The 21,246-nt window shown below is 61.1% G+C and carries 17 protein-coding genes; 6 read left to right on the forward strand and 11 right to left on the reverse strand.

The features are described 5' to 3' along the window. Positions 1-148 precede the first annotated feature (148 nt). Positions 149-4,822 (forward strand): RNase A-like domain-containing protein, encoded by a 4,674-nt coding sequence (locus ACWNZ1_RS24905; protein ID WP_456027945.1) that lies wholly within the window; start codon positions 149-151, stop codon positions 4,820-4,822. Continuing rightward, positions 4,812-5,129 (forward strand): contact-dependent growth inhibition system immunity protein, encoded by a 318-nt coding sequence (locus tag ACWNZ1_RS24910; RefSeq protein ID WP_256453581.1) that lies wholly within the window; start codon positions 4,812-4,814, stop codon positions 5,127-5,129. The genes ACWNZ1_RS24905 and ACWNZ1_RS24910 overlap by 11 nt, the downstream gene beginning before the upstream one ends. A 114-nt stretch (positions 5,130-5,243) precedes the next feature. Here ACWNZ1_RS24910 and ACWNZ1_RS24915 read toward each other — a convergent pair whose 3' ends face one another. Beyond that, positions 5,244-7,031 (reverse strand): bifunctional diguanylate cyclase/phosphodiesterase, encoded by a 1,788-nt coding sequence (locus ACWNZ1_RS24915; RefSeq protein WP_135846655.1) that lies wholly within the window; start codon positions 7,029-7,031, stop codon positions 5,244-5,246. Positions 7,032-7,162: 131 nt separating this feature from the next. Continuing rightward, complete coding sequence (locus ACWNZ1_RS24920) at positions 7,163-9,241, reverse strand: carboxy terminal-processing peptidase (RefSeq protein ID WP_178084326.1); 2,079 nt, start codon at positions 9,239-9,241, stop codon at positions 7,163-7,165. A 139-nt stretch (positions 9,242-9,380) separates the two neighbouring features. On the opposite strand from ACWNZ1_RS24920, the gene ACWNZ1_RS24925 reads away from it, so the two are divergent. The 3 genes from ACWNZ1_RS24925 (at position 9,381) to ACWNZ1_RS24935 (ending at position 12,054) form a co-directional block, all read left to right on the forward strand. Continuing rightward, complete coding sequence (locus ACWNZ1_RS24925; protein ID WP_256453580.1) at positions 9,381-10,343, forward strand: zinc-binding dehydrogenase; 963 nt, start codon at positions 9,381-9,383, stop codon at positions 10,341-10,343. 284 nt (positions 10,344-10,627) lie between these two features. Further along, the gene (locus ACWNZ1_RS24930) at positions 10,628-11,263 is read left to right on the forward strand and encodes a DUF1326 domain-containing protein (RefSeq protein ID WP_135846652.1); all 636 of its coding nucleotides are present in this window, start codon (positions 10,628-10,630) and stop codon (positions 11,261-11,263) included. Between the two features lie 2 nt (positions 11,264-11,265). Then, positions 11,266-12,054, forward strand: coding sequence for a DUF2182 domain-containing protein (locus ACWNZ1_RS24935; RefSeq protein WP_256453579.1), 789 nt, complete (start codon positions 11,266-11,268; stop codon positions 12,052-12,054). 109 nt (positions 12,055-12,163) lie between these two features. On the opposite strand, the gene ACWNZ1_RS24940 is transcribed toward ACWNZ1_RS24935, so the two are convergent. From ACWNZ1_RS24940 to ACWNZ1_RS24965, 6 genes are all read right to left on the reverse strand, one after another. Continuing rightward, a complete protein-coding gene (locus ACWNZ1_RS24940) occupies positions 12,164-12,817 on the reverse strand; it encodes an HAD family hydrolase (protein ID WP_256453578.1) in 654 nt (217 codons plus the stop codon). A 46-nt stretch (positions 12,818-12,863) separates the two neighbouring features. Then, positions 12,864-13,853 carry an ABC transporter ATP-binding protein gene (locus ACWNZ1_RS24945; RefSeq protein WP_135846649.1) on the reverse strand — a complete coding sequence of 330 codons (990 nt, stop codon included), beginning with the start codon at positions 13,851-13,853 and terminating at the stop codon, positions 12,864-12,866. Then, positions 13,850-14,650, reverse strand: coding sequence for an ABC transporter permease (locus tag ACWNZ1_RS24950; RefSeq protein ID WP_256453577.1), 801 nt, complete (start codon positions 14,648-14,650; stop codon positions 13,850-13,852). Before ACWNZ1_RS24950 ends, ACWNZ1_RS24945 begins: the two co-directional genes overlap by 4 nt. After that, the gene (locus ACWNZ1_RS24955; protein ID WP_178084325.1) at positions 14,637-15,473 is read right to left on the reverse strand and encodes an ABC transporter permease; all 837 of its coding nucleotides are present in this window, start codon (positions 15,471-15,473) and stop codon (positions 14,637-14,639) included. The genes ACWNZ1_RS24950 and ACWNZ1_RS24955 overlap by 14 nt, the downstream gene beginning before the upstream one ends. Positions 15,474-15,478: 5 nt before the next feature. Next, on the reverse strand, positions 15,479-16,285 hold the full coding sequence (locus ACWNZ1_RS24960; protein ID WP_135846646.1) for an alkaline phosphatase family protein: 807 nt from the start codon (positions 16,283-16,285) through the stop codon (positions 15,479-15,481). Between the two features lie 209 nt (positions 16,286-16,494). Continuing rightward, a complete protein-coding gene (locus ACWNZ1_RS24965; RefSeq protein ID WP_135846645.1) occupies positions 16,495-17,562 on the reverse strand; it encodes an ABC transporter substrate-binding protein in 1,068 nt (355 codons plus the stop codon). Between the two features lie 349 nt (positions 17,563-17,911). Between ACWNZ1_RS24965 and ACWNZ1_RS24970 the strand changes: the two genes are divergently transcribed. Continuing rightward, entirely contained in the window at positions 17,912-18,643 is a 732-nt protein-coding gene (locus tag ACWNZ1_RS24970; RefSeq protein WP_135846644.1) for a UTRA domain-containing protein, read from the forward strand. Positions 18,644-18,650: 7 nt separating this feature from the next. Here ACWNZ1_RS24970 and ACWNZ1_RS24975 read toward each other — a convergent pair whose 3' ends face one another. The 3 genes from ACWNZ1_RS24975 to ACWNZ1_RS24985 all read right to left on the reverse strand — a co-directional run bounded on the left by ACWNZ1_RS24975 (position 18,651) and on the right by ACWNZ1_RS24985 (position 21,129). Next, positions 18,651-18,833, reverse strand: a complete 183-nt coding sequence (locus ACWNZ1_RS24975) for a hypothetical protein (protein WP_135846643.1) — start codon at positions 18,831-18,833, stop codon at positions 18,651-18,653. Positions 18,834-19,061: 228 nt separating this feature from the next. Further along, positions 19,062-20,351, reverse strand: coding sequence for a M18 family aminopeptidase (locus ACWNZ1_RS24980; RefSeq protein WP_135846641.1), 1,290 nt, complete (start codon positions 20,349-20,351; stop codon positions 19,062-19,064). 142 nt (positions 20,352-20,493) lie between these two features. Then, positions 20,494-21,129 (reverse strand): RluA family pseudouridine synthase, encoded by a 636-nt coding sequence (locus ACWNZ1_RS24985; RefSeq protein WP_025214990.1) that lies wholly within the window; start codon positions 21,127-21,129, stop codon positions 20,494-20,496. Positions 21,130-21,246 lie beyond the last annotated feature (117 nt).

The following is a 21,246-nucleotide window of genomic DNA, read 5'->3' on the forward strand; positions in this document are numbered from 1 at the left end:
TAGCGAATCTCCCTACACACGCCGTCTCCTTCCCCTGACTTATTTCCCCTGACATCCCCGGCAAAGTCTCGCGCTTCCTGAGCGTTGCGAGACGTCTGCCCATGTTCGACCGTTTTTTCCTGCCGGCCTTTGATCGAGCTGCGTCCTGATGGACCCGGTGCGCCATATCGAGCAGGAACTCGACAGTTTTAAAGACACGCTGTCTGTCTACCGCGAGCAGCTCGAGCGCTGGTACAGCCGGGCGGCGGACCGGGCCAGTCATGCAGCCGACCTGCCCTCGTTGCTGGGCATGGAGCGGCTGATCCGCTTCGGTGACAGCACCGCCGCCGTCAGCACCGGCGACGATGACTTTCTCTCTAGCGTTGTCCAGTGCCCCCAGGGCGGGGTGATGGCCATCGAGAGCAAGTTCGAGTCGGTGTACGACATCCCGCTGGGCGACATCGTGGTGGATGTGGTCGCAGTGGACAGCGGCGAGGTCACGCCGGTCACCCTGGATGCCCAAGGCCTGGGTACGTTCAATGGCGAAGCGGGCCGGTTTTATCGGGTTCGCGTCCAGGGCGAGGTGTCCTCTGCGCAGCTTGACGACCTGTTTTCTTCCTACGATGGCCTGAGCTCCGAGCTGACGGACTGGTTGCACAGCGAGTGGCAAGGCTTCAAGCCGCAGTGGCCGCAGCAGTCCTTGGCGACCTCGGCAGCTGCGGTGGGCAACGGCCTGCTCGCGGGCAGTTGGGCGGCAATCGAGGGGGTATGGGACAGCATCGGCCTGCTCTCGGACATTCTCAAGGATCCTGGCCAGTTTGTTGAGCGGTTGGGTGACAGCGCTGACCAGTTGATAAAGCTGGCGCAAGACACGCCACGGGTGATGGCCCATCTGCAACTGCTGGCCAGCGACGAAGCGGCGTTGTGCCTGCTGGTGCGCACCGCCAGCCTTTGGCTGGAGATGTTGCCGCCCAGTGAGATGGCTGGCGAAACGGCCGAAGTCTTGTCGACGGTGATGGTGCAGCTGTTGCTCGATCTGTTGATCGGTGTCGTCCTGACCTTCGCTGGAGCGGGAGCCGGGATTGCTTACCTGTCGATGCGCCTGGCCAGGCACGGGGCCAGTCTGCTCAACGCCGCGCAGCGATTCATCAGCGCGATCTTCGCGCTGGTCAACGGCTTCATGACCTACGTGGACCGCTACAAAACCGTGGCGGCGCGGGGTATCGCGGCGGGGGTGAAAAAGGGGCGCATGCAGTTGCGCTGGGACGCGCAGCGCAACACCACGCTGAAAAAAACCGAATCCCACGACGACGCCTCCAATCCATCGAAAAACCCTAACGGCGATAGCACCGATACCGCGGCCCAGACCCAAACCAGCGGCTGCCCAGTGTCGATGGTCACCGGCGAAGAACTGCTGACCCTGGAGGACGGCACCCTCGATGGGCGGCTGCCGTTTGTCTTCACCCGTTTGTACCGCACCAGCGCGGTGGACCTGGACGTGGGGCTCGGGCGCGGCTGGAGCCATGCCCTGGCCCATCGCTTGTTGTTCGAGGACGAGCAGGTCATCTGGATCGACCAGGAAAACCGCCGTACGACATTTCCGCTGCCTAACGCCCAGCGTCCGGCGATCCACAACAGCCTGGCCCGCGCGGCCATTTACCTAGGCGCCGAGCCGGACGAACTGATCATCGCCCAGGCCGGCGAACAGACCCCTTTCCTACACTTTCGCGACGGTCATCTGATCGCCCTCAGCGACCGATACGACAACCGCCTGACCATCCAGCGCAACATCCACGGCGATGTCTGCCGCCTGGACAACGGCGCCGGACGCGCCCTGCGCCTGCGTTACGAACAACGCCATCTGGTCGCCATCGACTACCAGAGCTTCCACCCGGCCATCACCCTGGACGAAGCCTGGCGGACCGAACAGACGCTGGTCTCCTACCGCTATGACGGACGTTCGCGACTGATCGAAGCGACCAACGCCGCCGGTGAAAGTGAACGCTACGACTACGACGACCAGCACGTCATCCTCCAGCGGCAACTGGCCGGTGGGGCGAGTTTTTTCTGGGAATGGCAAGGGGCCGGCCAGGCGGCTCGCTGCGTGCGGCATTGGGCCTCGTTTGCGCAGATGGACAGCCGCTACACCTGGGGCGAGGACGGCAGTGTCACGGTCCAGCACCTCGACGGCAGTCGCGAGGTGTATGTCCACGACGACCGGGCACGGTTGGTGCGCAAGGTCGAGCCCGATGGCGGTGAGCACCTCAAGGCCTATGACGAACAAGGCCGGCTGATCGCCGAGCAGGACCCGCTGGGCGCCGTCACCGAATACCACTACGACGAAGCCGGCCGGCTGGTGACGTTGATTCCGCCTAGCGAGGAGCCTACTTCCTACGAATACCGCAACGGTTTCCTGCACGCCCGTGTTCGCGGCAAAGCCGTGTGGACCTATCGGCGCAACGCCCAGGGCGACATTACCCAGCAGATCGATCCGCATGGAAATGTCACCTATTACCACTACGACGGCCAGGGTCGCGTGGTGGAGATCAGCCACCCGGACGGCAGTTTTCAGCAGCGGGTCTGGAACAGGCTCGGTCAGCTGACAGAAGAAACCCTGCCCGATGGCGGTCATCGGTGTTTTTCCTACGATGCCCTGGGGCGTCTGCTGACCCGCCAGGACGAATACGGCGCCCTCACGCATTACCAATGGGATGCCGTTGGCCGACTGCTCCAGACGACCTTGCCCACCGGTGCGACCCGCGCCTGGAGCTACAACGCCTACGGCAAGGTCACCGCCGAGTGCGATGAACAGGGGCGCATCACCCGCTACGAATACGCCGACGACCTGCACCTGGTCAGTCGCCGCCTCAACCCCGACGGCACCGCGCTGAAGTATCGCTACGACTCGGCGCGGCTGTTGCTGACCGAGATCGAAAACGAGTCTGGCGAAAAATATCAGCTGGACTACACGCCCAACGGTTTGATCCGACAGCAGATCGACTTCGACGGTCAACGCACCGCCTACGCCTACGACCTCAACGGCCACCTGCTGGAGAAAACCGAATTCGGCGAGGAGGGCAGCCAGCTCGTCACCGCTTACCAGCGTGACGCGGCCGGCCGGCTGCAGGTCAAGACCCTGCCCGACGGCCAGGCGATCGAGTACCGCTACGACGGGCTGGGCCGGCTGGTCCATGTTGACGACGGCAGCGATCATCCGCTGGCGTTCGAATACGACCTCCATGACCGGCTGATCACCGAACATCAGGGCTGGGGCACCCTGCGCTATCGCTACGACGCCTGCGGGCGGCTCAACCACGTGCGCTTGCCGGACAACAGCACGCTCGACTACCACCACGCCCGGGGTGGTGCGCTGACCGCGATCGACCTGAACGGCACACGCCTGACCGAGCATCGGTTTGACGGCAGTCGCGAACGGCAGCGTCAGCAGGGCCTGCTGCTCAGCCAGTACGACTACGACGAACAGGGCCGCCTTAAGGCGCAGACCGTGTGGCAGAACCAGCAACAACTGTTCTGGCGCGACTATGCCTACAGCGCCAAAGGCAACCTTACGACCCTTTCCGACAACCGAAACCGGCGCAGCTACCAGTACGACCTGCAGGATCGCCTGACCCGCGTCGATTTTTCCCACACCGAACCGCCGGAGCACTACGTCCACGACCCGGCGGGCAACCTGCTGATGCTCGACCGGCCCGGCCCGGTCACCCGCAAGGGCAACCGCCTGCTGATGGAGGGCGACCGCCACTACGACTACGATGCCTTTGGCAACCTGATCCGCGAACGCCGCGGCAAGGCCCACAGCCTGGTCCTGGAGTGCCGCTACGACAGCCAGCACCGCCTGATCGGCGTGACCATGCCGGACGGCCAGGAAGCGTCCTACCGCTACGACGCCTTTGGCCGACGCATCAGCAAGACCGTGGATGGCTTGACCACGGAATTTTTCTGGCAGGGCGACCAGCTCGTTGCCGAAAGCAGCCGGCGTCACCACCGCAGCTACCTCTACGAACCCGGCACCTTCCGCCCACTGGCCATGCTCGACGGCAAAGGCCTGAACGCCTGCCCGTTCCACTACCACCTTGACCACCTGGGCACGCCCCAGGAATTGACCAACTACGGCGGCCAGATCGTCTGGTCAGCGCGTTACAACGGCTACGGCAAAACCACCGAACTGGTCCACGGCGGCGGCGAACAGCTTGAGCAACCCTTGCGCTTCCAGGGCCAATACTTCGACCCGGAAAGCGGCCTGCACTACAACCGGCACCGCTACTACAATCCCCGGACCGGCCGGTATCTGACGCCTGATCCGAGCAAACTGGCGGGAGGGCTCAATGGGTATCGGTACACCCTGAACCCGACGGGGTGGGTGGATCCGTTGGGGTTGGCTTGTCAGTGTCCTGGTGATATTGAGGCTGATGGGCCGTTTAGCGAGATTGTGCCGGGGGGAGGTTTGGCTGCGCATGAGGCTCGTGGTGGGCATTTGATAGAAAAGCATATAGGTCGTTCTGAAGCTCAATTAAGAAAACGCCTCGATTCAGAACCTCGCGTACCTACTGCCTCGACATTCCCCGATAGAGCAGCGGCAGAATCAACGGTCTCCAGCGTACTAAGAGCAAAAGCAAAAGACATTGATGAGTTTCTTGCGGAAAAAAATGAAAAGAGACTTCTTTTACAACAAACCTTTCCTTCTCCAGTGGGAGTCGGGGTTATCCGGAAAAGTGGGAAGTTAGAGCCTCTACCGGTCGTGACATTGGTGCTTAGAAAATCCAAGGAATCACCTGTTGGATACAATTTGCTTACGGGGTATGTTGAAAAAAATGAAAAATAAGTATCCAGAACTCTTCCAGTTTTTTGGCTGTTACTTTCATCAAGATTGGATGTGTGAGTCAACGGAGCCTGATGGGGTAGTCAGGGCTTTTGTTTTTGACTCGGTACCGCAAACCATTGAGGCGGTAAAAAAAGAAATTTCAACATTGTTAACGATGAATTTTAGTGAGGAGGCGTTTCGGGAGTTTCTTATGGATGAAATGCCTTGCAACTATTGCTATTGGATGGACTGGGAGTCCGCTGAAGCTTGGCTGAACCATATTCTTGAAATCCTTAATAGCGATAATGTCGACTTTGACGAGCGCTAGTTTGTCCGCTGTGGCGAAACTGTCAAACGGGGTGGATAACATGCCCTGTGGCGAGGGGGGGTATCCCCTCGCCACAGGGGGAGCGCCAGGCGTTCGGGCCGGGGTAACCCATCCTCACACCGACAACCCCAACTCCACCACAGGCTCTCGCCCAGCCAATCCATCCACCAAATACACGCTCCCCCCCAAAATCTCCTTGGCATGATGCTTTGCCTGCGAAGCCAGTTCAGCCAACTGGCTGGCATCCAACTCCTCGCAAGCCTCCGGCCGCAAATGCACCACCCCAATCGACAGTGACAGCAACGCAAATTCCTGCCGAACCCCCTGGCGATTCAGCGCGGTAAAGCACCCGGCTTCCAGATGTTCGGGGCGGTAGAAGCGGCGGCAGTGGTTCTGGAAGTCGCTGAGCAGTTGGTTCAGGCGCTTGCGCCAGTCTTCCGGGCCGAGGACCAGCAGGAAGTCGTCGCCGCCGATGTGGCCGACGAAGTCGCGGCTGGGGTCGATGCGTTCGTTCAGGCATTGGGCCAGACACAGCAGGACTTCGTCGCCGCGGCCGTAGCCGTAGATGTCGTTGAAGGGTTTGAAACTGTCGATGTCCACGTAGCAGATCACCGATTCCTGGCGTTGCTGGAGCAGACGCGTGAGGCATTGCTGGATCGGGACGTTGCCCGGCAGCAGGGTCAGTGGATTGGCGTAGCGGGCCTGTTGAATTTTCAGTTCGGTAATGAGCTTGAGTACGTCGATGACCCGGCCCAAACCCAGGTAGCCGCCATTGAGGGTGATGATGAAGTCTTCTTCGATGCGTTGGCGGGCGCGGCTGGTGATCAGGCGGCTGACTTGTTGCAGCGACTGGTTCAGCTCCACCGCGAGGAAATCATCGCTCATCAGGCGGCTGATGGGCTTGCGGGCGAACAGGTCGGTGGCGAAGGGCTTGAGCAGGGCGTCCGAGAGTGAATGGCGATGGACGATGCCGCAGGGTTGTTCCTGATCGTCCAGCACCGCCAGGGAGTTGAGGTTGGCCTGGCGCCGAAACGCCTCCAGTACAGTGGCGGTCGGCGTGTTGTGAGTCACTGCCGGCTGTTCGTTGAGCAGAGCCCCGAGGTCACTGACCTCATCGGTCAATGCCACCACGCCGCTGTCCTGCCGGGGCATCAGCGCCCTGGCGTCCTTGGAGGGTTGCTCCTGGGGCCGGGCGAGTAGGTAACCTTGGACCAGATCGACGCCCATTTCTATCAGCACCGCGAGTTCTTCCGGCAGCTCGATACCTTCTGCAATGACCTGGGCCCGGGAAGCCCGGGCGATTTTCAGGATCGAGCCGACGAACTCGCGCTTGAGCGCGTCCTGGTGGATGCCGTCGATGAAGTGCCGGTCGATCTTCACATAATCGGGGCGCAACTCAGACCAGAGCCGAAGGCTCGAATAACCGGCGCCCAGGTCGTCCAAGGCAATCGAGAAACCCATGGCCCGGTAGTGATGCAGGGCGGTCTGCAGGAGTTGGAAGTCATCGATCGGGGTTTGTTCGGTCAGTTCAATCACGACCTGACTGGGCGCAATGCCGAAGTCCTGCAGCAGTTGCAGCGTGCGCCCGGTCTGGTGCGAGGATTCCAGCAGGGACTCGGGCGAGACGTTGAGAAACAGTTTGCCGGGCAGTTTTTGCTCATTGAAGCGTTGGCAGGCACTGCGGCGGCAGGCCAGTTCCAGTTCACTGAGGCGTCCGGCCTGGCGGGCCACGGAGAGCAGGGCGATGGGGGAATGCAACGGGCTGTTGGAGGGGCCGCGAGTCAAGGCTTCGTAGCCCACGATGCGCCGTTCAGAGAGACAAATGATCGGTTGGAACAGGCTGTGCAAGCCGCTTTGAGCCAGGATTGAACTCAATGCACTCAGCTGTTCTGTCGTGGTCATGGCAGTCTCTGGCGATAAAAAAAGGACTGGGCGCGACCCGTTCAAGGGGGGCGCCCAGTCCTGTATTTCACGACAGAATGATGTCAGTTTGATGACGCTCCGACGAGCATCACCATTAAATGGCCATCATCTTAGTGCTTGGCGACGGCCGTGTTGAGTTTCAGGTAATCGAGCAGGATTCGCCCGGTCTCGCTCAAGTAGGCATCGTCTTCCGGTTTGGTTTTTTCCGGTTCGGTGATCAGGTCTTCGTCTTCTTTCTTCAGCTCTTTGAGCGGCTCTTCGCCCTTGGCCTTGCGACGCAGGTTTTCCATGGTCAGTTGCTTGGCCTCAATGTCGGCATGCTGTGCGCGGCGCTCAGCTTCATTGAGGGTGACGGTTTTCTCCAGCATCAGCTTCTGCGCCAGGGCCAGCTTGTCGCGGATGAACACGAACTCCGCGTCTTGGGACGAGCGGGCGTCGTGGTCGGACTTGAGCTGCGCCAGGAACGGTTTGAACGGGTCCATGGCCGGTTTGATCGCCGGTCGGATGGTGTCCCACGGCATGGCTTCGGGCAGGGCGCTTTCACCGATTTCCTTGGTGTCGATGATCGACGGGTAATCGATGTCAGGCAGTACACCCTGGTGCTGGGTGCTCTGGCCGGATACCCGGTAGAACTTGGCCAGGGTCAGCTTCAGTTCGCCATGGTTGAGCGGCTGGATGGTCTGCACGGTGCCTTTGCCGAAGGTCTGGCCGCCGATGATCAGGGCACGGTGGTAGTCCTGCATGGCGCCGGCGAAAATTTCCGAGGCCGAAGCCGACAGGCGATTGACCAGCAAGGCCATTGGGCCTTTGTAGAACGCGCCCGGGTTTTCGTCTTCCAGTACATCCACGCGGCCATCGGCGTTACGCACCAGCACGGTGGGGCCCTTGTCGATGAACAGGCTGGTCAACTCGGTGGCTTCCTGCAGGGAACCGCCGCCGTTGTTGCGCAAGTCGATGACGACGCCGTCGACCTTTTCCTTCTGCAGCTCGGTCAGCAGCTTCTTGACGTCGCGGGTGGTGCTCTTGTAATCCGGATCGCCGGCGCGGAACGCCTTGAAGTCGAGGTAGAAGGCCGGGATCTCGATGACGCCCAGCTTGTAATCCTTGCCATCCTGTTTCAGGTTGAGGACGGATTTCTTCGCTGCCTGTTCTTCCAGTTTCACCGCTTCACGGGTAATGGACACGATCTTGCTGGTCTGGTCGTTCGGCGCATTGCTGGCCGGGATGACTTCCAGGCGCACCACCGAACCTTTCGGGCCACGGATCAGCTTGACCACTTCGTCCAGGCGCCAGCCGACCACGTCGACCATTTCCTTGTTGCCTTGGGCGACGCCGATGATCTTGTCCGCCGGGCTGACCTGCTTGGTCTTGTCGGCAGGCCCGGCCGGTACCAGGCGCACGATCTTCACTTGGTCGTTGTCGCTCTGTAGCACCGCGCCGATGCCTTCCAGGGACAGGCTCATGTTGATGTCGAAGTTTTCCGCGTTATCCGGCGACAGATAGTTGGTGTGCGGGTCGTAGGACATGGCGAAGGTGTTGATGTACGCCTGGAAGATGTCTTCGGCGCGGGTCTGGTCCAGGCGAGCCAATTGGTTTTTGTAACGTTTGGTCAGGGTTTCCTGGATCTGCTTGGAGTCCTTGCCGGCGATCTTCATGCGCAGCACTTCGTCCTTGACGCGTTTGCGCCACAGGTCATCGAGGTCGGCTGTGCTTTTAAGCCAAGGGGCGTCCTTGCGATCGACCAGCAAGGTTTCCTTGGCATTGAAGTCGATCTTGTCGACGCCTTTGTTCAATTCGGCAATGGCGAAATCCAGACGCGCTTTTACGCGGTCCAGGTAGCGCTTGTAGATGGTGAACCCGGCGTTCAGGTCGCCGCTCTTGAGAAAGTCGTCGAACTGGGTTTTCCACTTGTCGAATTCGCTGATGTCGCTGGCCAGGAAATAACTGCGCGAAGGATCAAGCAGCTTCAGGTAGCTGTCATAGATGATGAGCGAACGCGCGTCATCGAGCGGCGGTTTGCTGTAGTGATGGCGCTTGAGCAACTCAACGACGTTAAGGCTGGCAATCACTTCGTCACGATCGGGCTGAAGCTTGTCCCAGCTGTTGGCTGCGAACGTATCGCTCGATAGCGGCAACAAGCCGAGGCCAATGACAAGCGCGAGGGCGGTACTGGGGAACAGATGCTTCATGCTGATTCGACGCAGGGACAATTGATAACGCATATTAGGCCGTCTTTGAAGTCGCCGGTTCCATGTGGCCCGGGCGCATAATGCAAGAAAGCCCGGCGTTACAGCAGCGGGCCCAGTCGAGACTCACTATGGAGGCACCGTGAAAGCATTGCAAGGCGTTGAAGGCCAAGTGGTATGGGCAGATGAGCCGAGTCCAGCGTGTGATGTCGGGCAAGTTCGCATCCGTGTGGCGGCCTCCGGCCTGAATCGGGCCGATTTGTTACAAAAAGCCGGGCTTTATCCACCGCCACCCGGTGCCAGCCAGGTGCTGGGGCTGGAGTGTTCCGGAGTGATCAGCGAAGTCGGGGCGGGCTCGTCCTGGCAGGTGGGCGACCGTGTTTGCGCCTTGCTCGCCGGCGGCGGGATGGCCGAAGAAGTGGTGGTCGATGGCCGGCATGTCCTGCCGGTGCCCGAGGGTTTGTCATTGGCTCAAGCGGCCGCGCTGCCTGAGGTTTACAGCACCGCGTGGCTGAATCTGTTTCAGCTTGCCGGGCTTAAACCGGGTGAAAAAGTCCTGCTGCACGCCGGTGCCAGTGGCGTCGGCTCGGCCGCGATCCAGCTCTGCAAGGCGTTCGGCAACCCGTGCTGGGTCAGCGTCGGTTCGGCTGATCGTCTGAGTTATTGCGAAGCGCTGGGGGCCCAGGGGGGCGTGGTGCGCACCGATGGCCTGGAGAGCCTGGACGACTTCGGCCCCTTCGACGTGATCCTCGATCCGGTGGGCGCCAATTACGCCAAACTCAACGTGAAACTTTTGTCAGTTGACGGGCGCTGGGTGTTGATTGGCCTGATGGGCGGACGCTCGACCGAACTCGATCTGGCGCAGGTGCTGGGCAAGCGTATCCAATTGCTCGGCTCGACCTTGCGCAGTCGTGACGATCAGTTCAAGGCCGACCTGCTCAGTGAGTTGGGGCACCAGGTGTGGCCGCTGTTTACCGACAAACGGCTGAGCCCGCAACTGGCCAGGACCTTTGCGATCAAGGATGCCGAAGCGGCGTTCGCAGAACTGGCGACCAATAAGGTGTCTGGGAAGTTGGTGTTGGTGATCGATGAGAGCCTGAGCTGACTCCCGGAGCTGTGGGAGCAAAGCTTGCTCGCGATAGCGGTGGGTCAGTTTGCATTGAGGTTGGATGTGCTGACGCCTTCGCGAGCAAGCCCGCTCCCACATGGTGCTTCGGGTGTTCGCAGAGCCGGTGTTCACCCCCAATTTTCACCTTTGACCGGCGACCACGGGCAGGCCGACCTTTGGTCGGCAGCCGGTATCCGATGCGCGCGTCCTGCTAGCGTTAATTAATGGAGGGATGGGGTAACCGCAGCTTTCATTTCACCCGCCAGGTGAAGAGGTTGATCATGGCCATCGCCGAATGGCGCATGCAGGGCGTCGAATTCATTGCCTGCAACTGCAATTGGGGCTGCCCCTGTCAATTCAATGCACCACCGACCCATGGCCACTGCCAGGCGGTGGCGTCGATGCGGGTGGAGCATGGGTATTTCAATCAGGTGAAGCTGGAAGGCTTGTGCTGGGCCGCCACCTTCGCTTGGCCGGGCGCCATCCATGAGGGCAACGGCAGTTGTCAGGTGTTCATCGATGAACGCGCCGACGAGGCGCAACGCCAAGCCCTGCTGACCATTCTCTCTGGCCTGGAGAGCGACCCCGGGGCCAACGTGTTTCAGGTGTTCAGTAGCACCATGAGTGAAGCGTTCGAACCGCTGTTCGTGCCCATCACCCTGTCCATCGATGTCGATCAACGCTTGGCGCACCTGGACATTCCAGGCGTGCTGCAGGCCAGCGGCGAGCCAATTCGCAGCCCGATAGACGGCTCACCTCATCGAGTCCGCCTGTCCCTGCCCAACGGCTTCGAGTTCCTTGAGGCCGAAGTTGCCAGCGGCAGCTACCAGACGCATTCAGCCCTCAAGCTACAATCCCGGGACAGTCATAGCCACCTCGCCCACGTGCATTTCACCGGCCATGGCATAGAGCCGTAAATATGGCAGAACCTCAGGCGGTGACGCAGAGCAAGCGACTGACAGGCGAGCAGTTGCTGTTCCTGCTCTGCCTGCTTGCGCTGACCGCCCTGGCCTGGCTGGTGCTGCTGCATATGGCCCGTGACATGAGTGCGCCGGGCGGCATGGCTGATGCGGCAATGGCCGGCATGGTCATGCCCTGGAGTCTGGCCGATGCTCTGCTGATGTTCGCCATGTGGGTGGTGATGATGATCGGCATGATGCTGCCCAGCGCCCTGCCCATGCTGCTGATCTACCAGCAGATGTTGCGCAAGCGCATGCCGGCACCGCAGCGGCACCTGGCCCTGCTGCTGTTCTGCAGCGCCTATGGCCTGGTCTGGGCTGGCTTCGCCCTGGGTGCCACGGTGCTGCAATGGGCGCTCGAGCAGCTCGCCGTGCTCAGTCCGGGGATGCGCGTCAGCAGTACCGCGTTGGGCGCCGGCCTGCTGCTGGTCGCAGGCGTCTATCAGTGGCTGCCAAGCAAGGCGGCCTGCCTTGAGCATTGTCGCGGGCCGCTGCATTTTCTTCTCAGCTACTGGCGCCCCGACGTGCTCGGCGGCTGGCGCATGGGCCTGGCCCATGGCGCTTACTGCCTGGGCTGCTGCTGGGCCCTGATGGGCCTGTTGTTCGTGGTCGGCGTGATGAACCTGCTCTGGGTGGCAGTGATCGGTGCCTTCATCCTGCTGGAGAAAAACCTGCCGCAGGGACTTTGGCTCAGTCGTACCTGCGGTGTGTTGTTGCTCGGCTGGAGCCTGTGGCTGCTGCTGGGCTAGGGGCTGAACCTGTGGGAGCTGAGCGTGCTCGCGATTGCGGTGTGTCAGCCAAATCAATGCCGGCCGATCCACCGCTATCGCGAGCAAGCTCGCTCCCACAGAGGAGGGCTTATTTCCAGGTATGGATCGGCCACCCGGCCGATTCGGCATGGGCCTTCAGCACCGGATCCGGGTTGACCACGTGGGGGAAGTCCACCCGCAGCAACAGCGGCAGGTCGTTGCGCGAGTCGGAGTAGAAACTCGCGCCCTCCAGGTTCTCTTCCTCGGCATCCAGCCAATCCAGCAGCCGCGCTATCTTGCCTTCGCGGTAGGTGAGGGTACCCTCGGTCTTGCCGCTGTACACCCCATGGGTCACTTCGAGATTGATCGCCAGGATTTCATCGATGCCCAGGCGTTCGGCAATCGGCTTGACCAGGTGCGTGCCTGAGGCCGAGATCACCAGGATCCGGTCGCCGGCCTTGCGGTGTTCGGCGATGGTCTTGGTGGCGTCGCTGAAGATGATCGGTTCGATAAAGTCTTCCACCCACGGCGCCACCAGGTGCTCGATTTCTTCTGGTGTGCGGCCGACCATCGGCTCCAGGCTGAAGTCCATGTACTCTTCCATGCTCAGCTTGCCGTGGCTGTAGGCGTCCATCAGTGCGTTGTTGCGCTGCATGAATGACTCGGGATCGACCCAGCCCAGGCGCCCCATCTGCTCGCTCCAGAGGGTGGCGCAGTCGCCGTGGATCAGGGTTTCGTCCAGATCAAAAATTGCCAGGGCCATCAGTGCGTTTCCCTTTTCAAAATCAGCTTCAAAATCAATAAAGCCATCAGGCTACCTCACACAGCGCCGAAGGATCGATGGAAAGTGACAGGCGTGTGCCGTCAGGATGCAGGTCGGCCGCCGAGCGATTGAGCACATCCACCACCAACTCCACGCCGCGTGCTTCCACCCGGTAGCGGATCACGTTGCCCAGCAGGCTGTGGCTGCGGATCAGCGCCTCGGCCTGGCCGTCGTGGCTCAGCTCGATGGCTTCCGGGCGAATGGCGATGCGGCCGTTCACCGGACGTTGCAGCAGTTTGCTGGCGCTGTCGGCGTCCAGCAGGTTGTAGTTGCCGATGAAGCCGGCGGCAAAGACATCGACTGGCGCAGTGTAAAGGGTTTCGGCATCGCCGCTTTGTACGATTCTTCCCTGGTTCATCAGGAAAATCCGGTCAGACATGGTCAGGGCCTCTTCCTGATCGTGTGTGACGAAGATCGTGGTCAGGCCCAGCTCGCGCTGGATCTGACGGATCTGTTCGCGCAGGTGTTTGCGAATCCGTGCATCCAGGGCCGACAGCGGTTCGTCCAGCAGCAATAGGCGCGGGCGGGTCACCAGTGAGCGGGCCAGGGCTACACGCTGGCATTGACCGCCAGAGAGTTGATGGGGATAGCGGGTGGCAAAATCATGCAGCTCCACCAGGCGCAAAATCTCCAGCACCCGCTTGTGGCTGTCCGAGGCGTCGACTTTTTGCATGCGCAGGCCGAAGGCGACGTTCTGCTCCACGGTCATGTTGGGGAACAACGCATAACTCTGGAACACCATGCCGATCCCGCGCTTCTGCGGGCTTAGCGGGACGATGTCTTGGCCGTCCAGCAGGATCTGACCGGCATCCACCGCGGTCAGGCCGGCGATGCAGCGCAACAGTGTGGACTTGCCGCAGCCGGAAGGGCCGAGGAGGGTGACGAATTCGCCCTTGCGGATCTCGCAGTTGATGTCGCTGAATACCGGGGTGCCGGCGTAGCTTTTTTGCAGGTGTTGGACGCTGACGTAGCTCATTGGCTTTTGTCCTTGTTCAAGATGTTGGCCGCCCAGGTCAGGACCAGTACGAAGAAGAAGTAGGAAATCACCAGGGCACTGGTGAAGTGGCCGCTGCTGTTGCGCATGTTGTTGAGGTACACCTGCAGGGTTTCATAGCGGGTGCCGACGAGGATGTTGGCAAACACGAATTCGCCGAACAGGAACGAGAACGACAGCAGCAACGCCACCATCAAGCCCTTGCGCAGGTTCGGCAGCACCACCAGCACGGCGGCCTGGAAGGTGCTGGCGCCGAGCAATTGGGCGGCGTCCATCAGGTCGCGCAGGTTGATGGCTTGCAGGTTGTTGGTGATCGCCCGGTACATGAACGGCAGGGCGACGGTGAAGTAGCAGCCGATCAGGATCCACGGCGTGCCCACCATCGCCAGTGGCCCGGACCCGTAGAGTTGCAGCAGCCCCACCGACGACACCACCGGCGGCACCGCGAAGGGCAGCAGGATGAGGATGTTCATCAGCGCGTCGAGTCTGGGGAAGTGGTAATGCACCACGAACAGCAGCGGCAGGATCAGCACCACCGAGAGCACCAGCGCGCCGACGCAGACGATCAGCGATTGACCGAAGGCGTGGAGAAAGCGCGGATCGCTCCACAACTGCACATACCATTTGAAGGTGAAACCACTGGGCAGCACGGTGGCCGACCAACTGCTGGCGATGGAGTAGACCAGCGTGCCGGCCAGGGGCAGCAGGAGGATGGCGAACAGCAGGTACACCACCACTCGATGATAGAGCCCGACGGAGCCCGATTCAGCGCGAGACATGGTAGCTCCTCTTGAGCAGCAACTGATGGACGATGGTCACCACGGTCATCAACGCCACCAGCACCACGGCCAGGGCGCTGGCCATGTTCGGGTCGAGGGAGATGTCGCCGGAGACCATGGCGGCGATGCGAATCGGCAGGACGTTGAAGTTACCGGTGGTCAGCGCATAGACCGTGGCGTAGGCCCCCAGGGCGTTGGCCAGCAGGATCACGAAGGTGCCCAGCAGCGCCGGGGTCAGCACCGGCAAGCCGATGTGCCGCCAGAACTGCCAGCCGTTGGCCCCCAACAGCGCGGCGGATTCACGCCAGTCTTCGCGCAGGGCGTCGAAGGCCGGATAGAGCAGCAGTACACCCAAGGGAATCTGGAAGTAGGTGTAGAGGATGATCAACCCGGTTTTCGAGTACAGGTTGAAATCCTCGATGATCCCCGCCTGCTTGAGCATGATCGTGATGCTGCCGTTGAACCCCAGCAAGATGATGAAGGCGAAGGCCAGGGGCACGCCGGCAAAGTTGCTGGTCATGTTGGCGAAGGCGTTGACGAAGTTGCGCAGCCGCGAATCGACCCGGCGCAGGGAGTAGCTGCCGAGCACGGCGATGACGATACCGAACACGCTGGACCAGAAGCTTATTTCCAGGCTGTGCTGGATCGCTTGCAGGTAGAACTTGGAGCTGAAGATCTTGCTGAAGTTGGCCAGGCCCCAGCCGAACTCTTCCGATTCCAGGCTGTTGATCAGCACCCAGAGCAGCGGGGCGATCTGGAACACGATGAAGAAAATCGCGAAGGGCACCAGGCACAACGCTGCCAGCCATTTGCCGCGCGTCATGGCGTTCACTTGAGTAACTCCTGGCAGTAGGGTTTGTCGTGGTCAACGCCGAGCAACTGGCAAATGGTGCCGCACAGTTCGGTCTGCCGGGGCGTGGCAGCCGGATCGAGGCTGAAGCCGTCGCCGAGGACAAACAGCGGTACTTCCCGTTCTTCGGCCAGCAGGCCGTTGTGGGAGCGGTCGTTGTTCATGCCGTGGTCGGACGTCACCAGCACCTGATAGCCGGCGTCGAGCCAGGCTTGCAGGTAGACCGCCAGGTTGATGTCGGCCGAGCGGGCGCTGTTGCGGTATTGCGGGGTGTCTAGGCCGTGCTGGTGGCCGGCATCGTCGATGTTCATCGGATGGACCAGCAAAAAGTTCGGCAGGTAGCGCTGGCGCAGGTGTTCGGCGTCGGCGAACAAGTGGGAATCGGGGTAGTGGTCATTCCAGTAGAAATGCCCGTGCTGGATCGGCAGGTCGGGGTTGTTGGTATGCCGATCCCGGCCGGCGATGAATGGGGATACGTTGTACAGCTCGCTGACCCAATGATAGGCAGCGGCGGCGGTACTCAAGCCGGCTTGGGTGGCATAGTGGAAAATGCTGCGCTGGTTCGACAGGCGCGTGACGTTGTTGTGCACGATCCCGCTGTCGAGGGGCACGACGCCGGTGAGGATGCATTCATAGAGCGGACGGGACAGGGCGGGCAACTCACATTCCAGTTTGTAGAGGGCCGCGCGTCCTGCGCCGACGTAAGCCTGCAAATGCCCCATGGCATGCCGGGCGACTTCATAATTGAGGCCGTCGAGCACCACCAGGATGACGTTGTGCTTCATGGGTAGCGGGACTCCGGACAGATACCAGGAAACTCGGATTCACCTCGGCCAATGTGGGAGCGAGCCTGTGGGAGCAAAGCTTGTTCGCGATGCTGGCGACACGGTGCAACTGTGAGACCGTGTCATCGTTTATCGCGAGCAAGCTTTGCTCCCACAGTGCTTGCTCCCACAAGGGATCCTCAGTGGATATCCGGGCGGGAGCTGACGCCTTACTGCATATTGATGATCACTTCTTCCTGCCACTTCTGCGGCAGTGCCTTGGAGGTCTTCTCCCACGCATCCGCGTCCTTGATCGGGGTCACGCCTTTGTACTGCTCGTTCGGCAGCAGCTTGGCCTTGACCTCTTCCGGCAGGGTCAGGTGCTCGGCGCGGATCGGACGGGCGTTGCCCTTGGCCAGGTTGATCTGGCCGGCGTCGCTGAAGATGTACTCACGCGCCAGTTTGGCGGCGTTCGGGTGCTTGGCGTATTTGTTGATGATGGTGGTGTAGCCGGAGATCACCGAGCCGTCGGACGGAATCAGCACGACGTAGTCATCCGGGTTGGCCATCTTGGCCTTGTAGCTCAGGCCGTTGAAGTCCCAGACCACACCCACTTCGACTTCACCCTTTTCCATAGTGGCGATGGTCGGGTTGGCCATGGACAGGCGCCCTTGCTTGGCGATCTCGGCAAACATCAACAGGGCCGGTTGGACGTTTTTCTCATCGCCGCCGTTGGCCAACGCGGCTGCCAGCACGCCGTTGGCAGCCTGGGCCGCGGTGCTGACGTCACCGATGGAGACTTTGTATTTACCGGTTTTCAGGTCGGCCCATTTGGTCGGTACGTCGGAGCCGTGCAGCAGCTTCTTGTTGACGATGAACGCGATGGTGCCGGTGTAGGCCAGGGCCCAGTTGCCGTCCTTATCCTTGGCCCAGGCTGGAACCTGTTCCCAGGTGCTTGGCTTGTAGGGTTGAACCACGCCCTGCTTGACTGCGATCGGGCCGAAAGCCGCGCCGACGTCGCCGATGTCGGCGCTGGCGTTGTCTTTCTCGGCGGCGAACTTGGCGATTTCCTGGGCCGAGCTCATGTCGGTGTCGATGTGTTTCAAACCGTAGAGTTTGGCCAGGTCGTCCCAGGTGCCTTTCCAGTTTGCCCAGTCATCGGGCATGCCGACGCTGTTGACGGCGCCTTCCGCTTTCGCAGCGGCTTCCAACGTTTTCAGATCGGTGTCAGCAGCCATGGCGGCGGTGCACATGGCGATAGTCGAGCCTAACAGTGATGCCAGGAAAAGCTGTTTCATCCGAAGCTCCTATGGGCGTTTTCAACGCTGCGATTGCGGTTGTGTTGGTCTAGGTCAGCAATACCTGAGCCAATGTAGGCAAGCCCTGTGACATTTTGATGTCGGTGTTGGCGGTGTGAGGAAATGCCAAGCTCGGGCGCAGGGGCTGAGAATTAAGCGTAGACCATGCATAAACAGCTGATCTGAAAGGACTTGGCCGTTAATTTGCAGGCTTGGGCAACAACCGTTCGGCGGTTCTGTCATCTGCCAGTCATGTGCACTGCCTAGGCTTGCGGGAACGGGAAGCGGATCGATGCGCCATCGATTTCGCCCTGAAACAGTGCTGGTCTAGTCCAGATAGGTAACGTTGATGCGCATCGAGACAACCAAAGCGGTGACAACCATTGGCCAAGTCCTGCAAGAGCAGCTCGACCATGGGTTACTGGCACCCGGCAGCAAGTTGCCGGCCGAGCGCAAGCTCAGTGAGTTGTTCGGCACCACGCGCATCACCGTGCGTGAAGCCTTGTTGCAGCTTGAAGCCCAGGGGCAGATTTATCGGGAGGAGCGCCGGGGCTGGTTTGTCTCGCCGCCACGCCTGGCCTACAACCTGATGCAGCGCAGCCATTTCCACGCCATGGTCGCCGCTCAGGGGCGGGTGCCTTCTACCCAAGTGATTTCGGCGCGCCTGCAACCGGCCTCGGCGGCGGTGTGTGCCTGGTTGCAGCTGCCGGCGCTGTCCAGCGTGATCCAGATCTGTCGCGTGCGGCGTATCGACGAGCGCCTGGTGCTGTACGTCGAGCACTACCTGAACCCGCAGTACTTTCCGGACATCCTTGAGTTCGACCTTAACCAGTCCATCACCGAGCTGTATGCCCGCCATTACGACTTGCATTACGGTCGGGTGAAGTTCGAAATCGTGCCCACCTCTTTACAGCCCGAAGCAGCGGCGGCGCTGAAGGTCTCGGTGGGCAGCCCCGGGCTGCGGATCGCCCGGGTCAACTATGACCAGCACCAGCGGTTGATCGACTGTGACCTGGAATTCTGGCGCCACGATGCGATTCATGTCGGGGTGGATGTGCCGGAGCAACCGCCTGGCGCCTGAGGCGAGATCAGGTCGACTCGTTGAGCTTGGCCAGGATGCGGAACAACACCGTGGCGAGGATCAGCAACATGCCGATCCACATGGCAAAGACCCCGACGTTCTTGTCCCGGAAGTTGAAGCCGATGGCCAGCAGGATCATGCCGGCGATGATGGGCACCAGCATGGCGTTGAATGCAGACATGGAAATCATGTGAGACAGCCTTGTCGGGGGAGGATAAGGGCAGTCTAGTTGGGGTTTGGCTGGGGTGTGATGATGTATGTCATCGCCACCTCGAATCTTGAGGTGGGCCTCATTGTGGCGAGGGAGCTTGCTCCCGCTCCAGTGCGCAGCACTGGCAAATGTGCATTCAGTTGCAGATTTTGGGGCTGCTGCGCAGCCCAGCGGGAGCAAGCTCCCTCGCCACAGGGTTTTTAGCTGCTATGGCAACTCGCGACTGGCATAAAACGCGCTCAACACCTTCACCAAATGCGCCAGGTCATGGCTGCCGCACAGCTCGCGGATCGAATGCATGGCGAAGGTCGGCAAACCGATGTCCACGGTGCGCACGCCCAACTGACTGGCGGTGATCGGGCCGATGGTCGAACCACAGCCCATGTCGCTGCGCACCACGAAGCTCTGCACCGGCACTTCTTCGGCCATGCACAGGTGGCGGAAGAACCCGGCGGTTTCGCTGTTGGTGGCGTAGCGCTGGTTGCTGTTGACCTTGATCACCGGCCCGGCATTGAGCTTGGGGCCATGGTTGGCGTCGTGTTTGTCGGCGTAATTGGGGTGCACGCCGTGGGCGTTGTCTGCCGAAACCAGCAGGGATTTCTGAATGGTCCGTACGAACTCTTCACCTTCGGGCAATAAGCGCCGCAGGGTCTGTTCCAGCATCGGGCCATCGGCGCCACAGGCCGAGCAAGAACCAACTTCCTCGTGATCGTTGCACACCAGTACGCAGGTTTCGTCGGTGTCGGTGTTCAGTAAAGCTTGCAGGCCGGCGTAGCACGACAGCAGGTTGTCCAGGCGCGCGCCGGCAATGAAATCGCCGTGCAAACCAATGACCGCGGCGCTTTGGGTATCGTAGAAGCTCAGCTCGTAATCGAGCACCACGTCAGCGTTCAAGCCGTGTTCGCGGGCCAGTTGATCGGTGAGCACGGCACGGAAGTCGACGCGCTCGTCGCCGGCGAACTGGGCAAGGATCGGTGGCAGCTCATTCTGCGGGTTAATCGCCCAGCCCTGGTTGGCCTCGCGATTGAGGTGGATGGCCAGGTTCGGAATCGTGGCGATCGGCGCCTTGAAATCGATCAACTGGCTTTCGACCTTGCCGTCGCGGCGGAAGGTCACCCGCCCGGCCAGGGACAGGTCGCGGTCAAACCACGGCGCCAGCAGCGCACCGCCGTAGACCTCCACGCCCAGTTGCCAGAACCCGTGGCGTTGCAGTTCCGGCTGCGGCTTGACCCGCAGGCACGGGCTGTCGGTGTGGGCGCCGACCAGGCGGATGCCGTCGTGCAGCGGGGAATTGCGGCCCAGTTTGAAGGCGATGATCGAGGAGTCGTTGCGCGTGACGTAATAACGACCGTTGGCCTCGGTGGCCCAGGTTTCGCGCTCGTCAAGACGCTGATAACCCGCCGCTTCCAGACGCTGGGCAAGGGTGGCGGTGGCATGGAACGGGGTGGGAGAGGCCTTGAGAAAGTCGATCAGGCCCTGGTTCAACTCTGCGCGCATAAATAGCTCCAGACAGCAATGGGCGGGAGTTTACCGTATTGGTGGTCGATGGGGAGGGGAGAGGGTATGTATATGGGGAACTTGAGTTGTTGAACCCGTGGCGAGGGAGCTTGCTCCCTCGCCACAGTGTCAGTGGTGTCTCTTAGAACGGTGCAGGGCACTCGAAGCGCAGGCGTTCGCCGCTTTGCGGATGGGTGAAGCTGAGCATGCTGGCGTGCAGGCACAGCCGTGGCCAGGCGGCGAGCGCTTGCGGGTGGGCGTAGAGCCCGTCGCCCAGCAGCGGGTGGCCGATGGACAGCATGTGCACGCGCAATTGGTGTGAACGCCCGGTGATAGGCGTCAGTTCGACCCGGCACCAATCGCCGCAACGTTCCAGCACCCGCCAGAAAGTCAGGGCGTGCTTGCCATGTTCATGGTCCACCACATGGCGAGGTTTGGTCGGCGGGTCGTAGCGCAACGGCAAGTCGATGCTGCCGCTGTCCAGCGCCGGCTGGCCCCAGCACAACGCGGTGTAGGCTTTTTCGGTTTCTCGATCATGAAACTGCCGAGACAGTTCGCGATGAGTGTCCGGGTCGCGGGCCAACAGAATGATGCCGGAGGTTTCCCAGTCCAGTCGGTGCACGATCCGCGCTTCCGGGTAGCCGTTTTCCTGCAGGCGGGTGATCAGGCAGTCTTTGTTGTCGTCGGCCCGGCCGGGCACCGACAGCAGCAGGGTCGGCTTGTCGACCACCAGGACGGCGGCGTCCTGATGGATGATGCGGATGTTGGACAGGGGCATTAAAGCAGTCTCGTAACAAACGCCAACGGCGGCGCGGGCCCGGCCCTTGTGGGAGCGGGCTTGCTCACGAAAGCGGTGTCTCAGACACATTGATATTGGATGTGTCACCGTCTTCGC

This window comes from Pseudomonas sp. CFBP 5748 (assembly GCF_053850495.1).

Excerpts from the sequence above, each read along its gene's own strand:
- ACWNZ1_RS24905 (WP_456027945.1), top strand. The coding sequence starts at position 149 with ATGGACCCGGTGCGCCATATCGAGCAGGAACTCGACAGTTTTAAAGAC.
- ACWNZ1_RS24910 (WP_256453581.1), top strand. The coding sequence starts at position 4,812 with ATGAAAAATAAGTATCCAGAACTCTTCCAGTTTTTTGGCTGTTACTTT.
- ACWNZ1_RS24915 (WP_135846655.1), bottom strand. The coding sequence starts at position 7,031 with ATGACCACGACAGAACAGCTGAGTGCATTGAGTTCAATCCTGGCTCAA.
- ACWNZ1_RS24920 (WP_178084326.1), bottom strand. The coding sequence starts at position 9,241 with ATGAAGCATCTGTTCCCCAGTACCGCCCTCGCGCTTGTCATTGGCCTC.
- ACWNZ1_RS24930 (WP_135846652.1), top strand. The coding sequence starts at position 10,628 with ATGGCCATCGCCGAATGGCGCATGCAGGGCGTCGAATTCATTGCCTGC.
- ACWNZ1_RS24935 (WP_256453579.1), top strand. The coding sequence starts at position 11,266 with ATGGCAGAACCTCAGGCGGTGACGCAGAGCAAGCGACTGACAGGCGAG.
- ACWNZ1_RS24940 (WP_256453578.1), bottom strand. The coding sequence starts at position 12,817 with ATGGCCCTGGCAATTTTTGATCTGGACGAAACCCTGATCCACGGCGAC.
- ACWNZ1_RS24945 (WP_135846649.1), bottom strand. The coding sequence starts at position 13,853 with ATGAGCTACGTCAGCGTCCAACACCTGCAAAAAAGCTACGCCGGCACC.
- ACWNZ1_RS24950 (WP_256453577.1), bottom strand. The coding sequence starts at position 14,650 with ATGTCTCGCGCTGAATCGGGCTCCGTCGGGCTCTATCATCGAGTGGTG.
- ACWNZ1_RS24955 (WP_178084325.1), bottom strand. The coding sequence starts at position 15,473 with ATGACGCGCGGCAAATGGCTGGCAGCGTTGTGCCTGGTGCCCTTCGCG.
- ACWNZ1_RS24960 (WP_135846646.1), bottom strand. The coding sequence starts at position 16,285 with ATGAAGCACAACGTCATCCTGGTGGTGCTCGACGGCCTCAATTATGAA.
- ACWNZ1_RS24965 (WP_135846645.1), bottom strand. The coding sequence starts at position 17,562 with ATGAAACAGCTTTTCCTGGCATCACTGTTAGGCTCGACTATCGCCATG.
- ACWNZ1_RS24970 (WP_135846644.1), top strand. The coding sequence starts at position 17,912 with ATGCGCATCGAGACAACCAAAGCGGTGACAACCATTGGCCAAGTCCTG.
- ACWNZ1_RS24975 (WP_135846643.1), bottom strand. The coding sequence starts at position 18,833 with ATGATTTCCATGTCTGCATTCAACGCCATGCTGGTGCCCATCATCGCC.
- ACWNZ1_RS24980 (WP_135846641.1), bottom strand. The coding sequence starts at position 20,351 with ATGCGCGCAGAGTTGAACCAGGGCCTGATCGACTTTCTCAAGGCCTCT.
- ACWNZ1_RS24985 (WP_025214990.1), bottom strand. The coding sequence starts at position 21,129 with ATGCCCCTGTCCAACATCCGCATCATCCATCAGGACGCCGCCGTCCTG.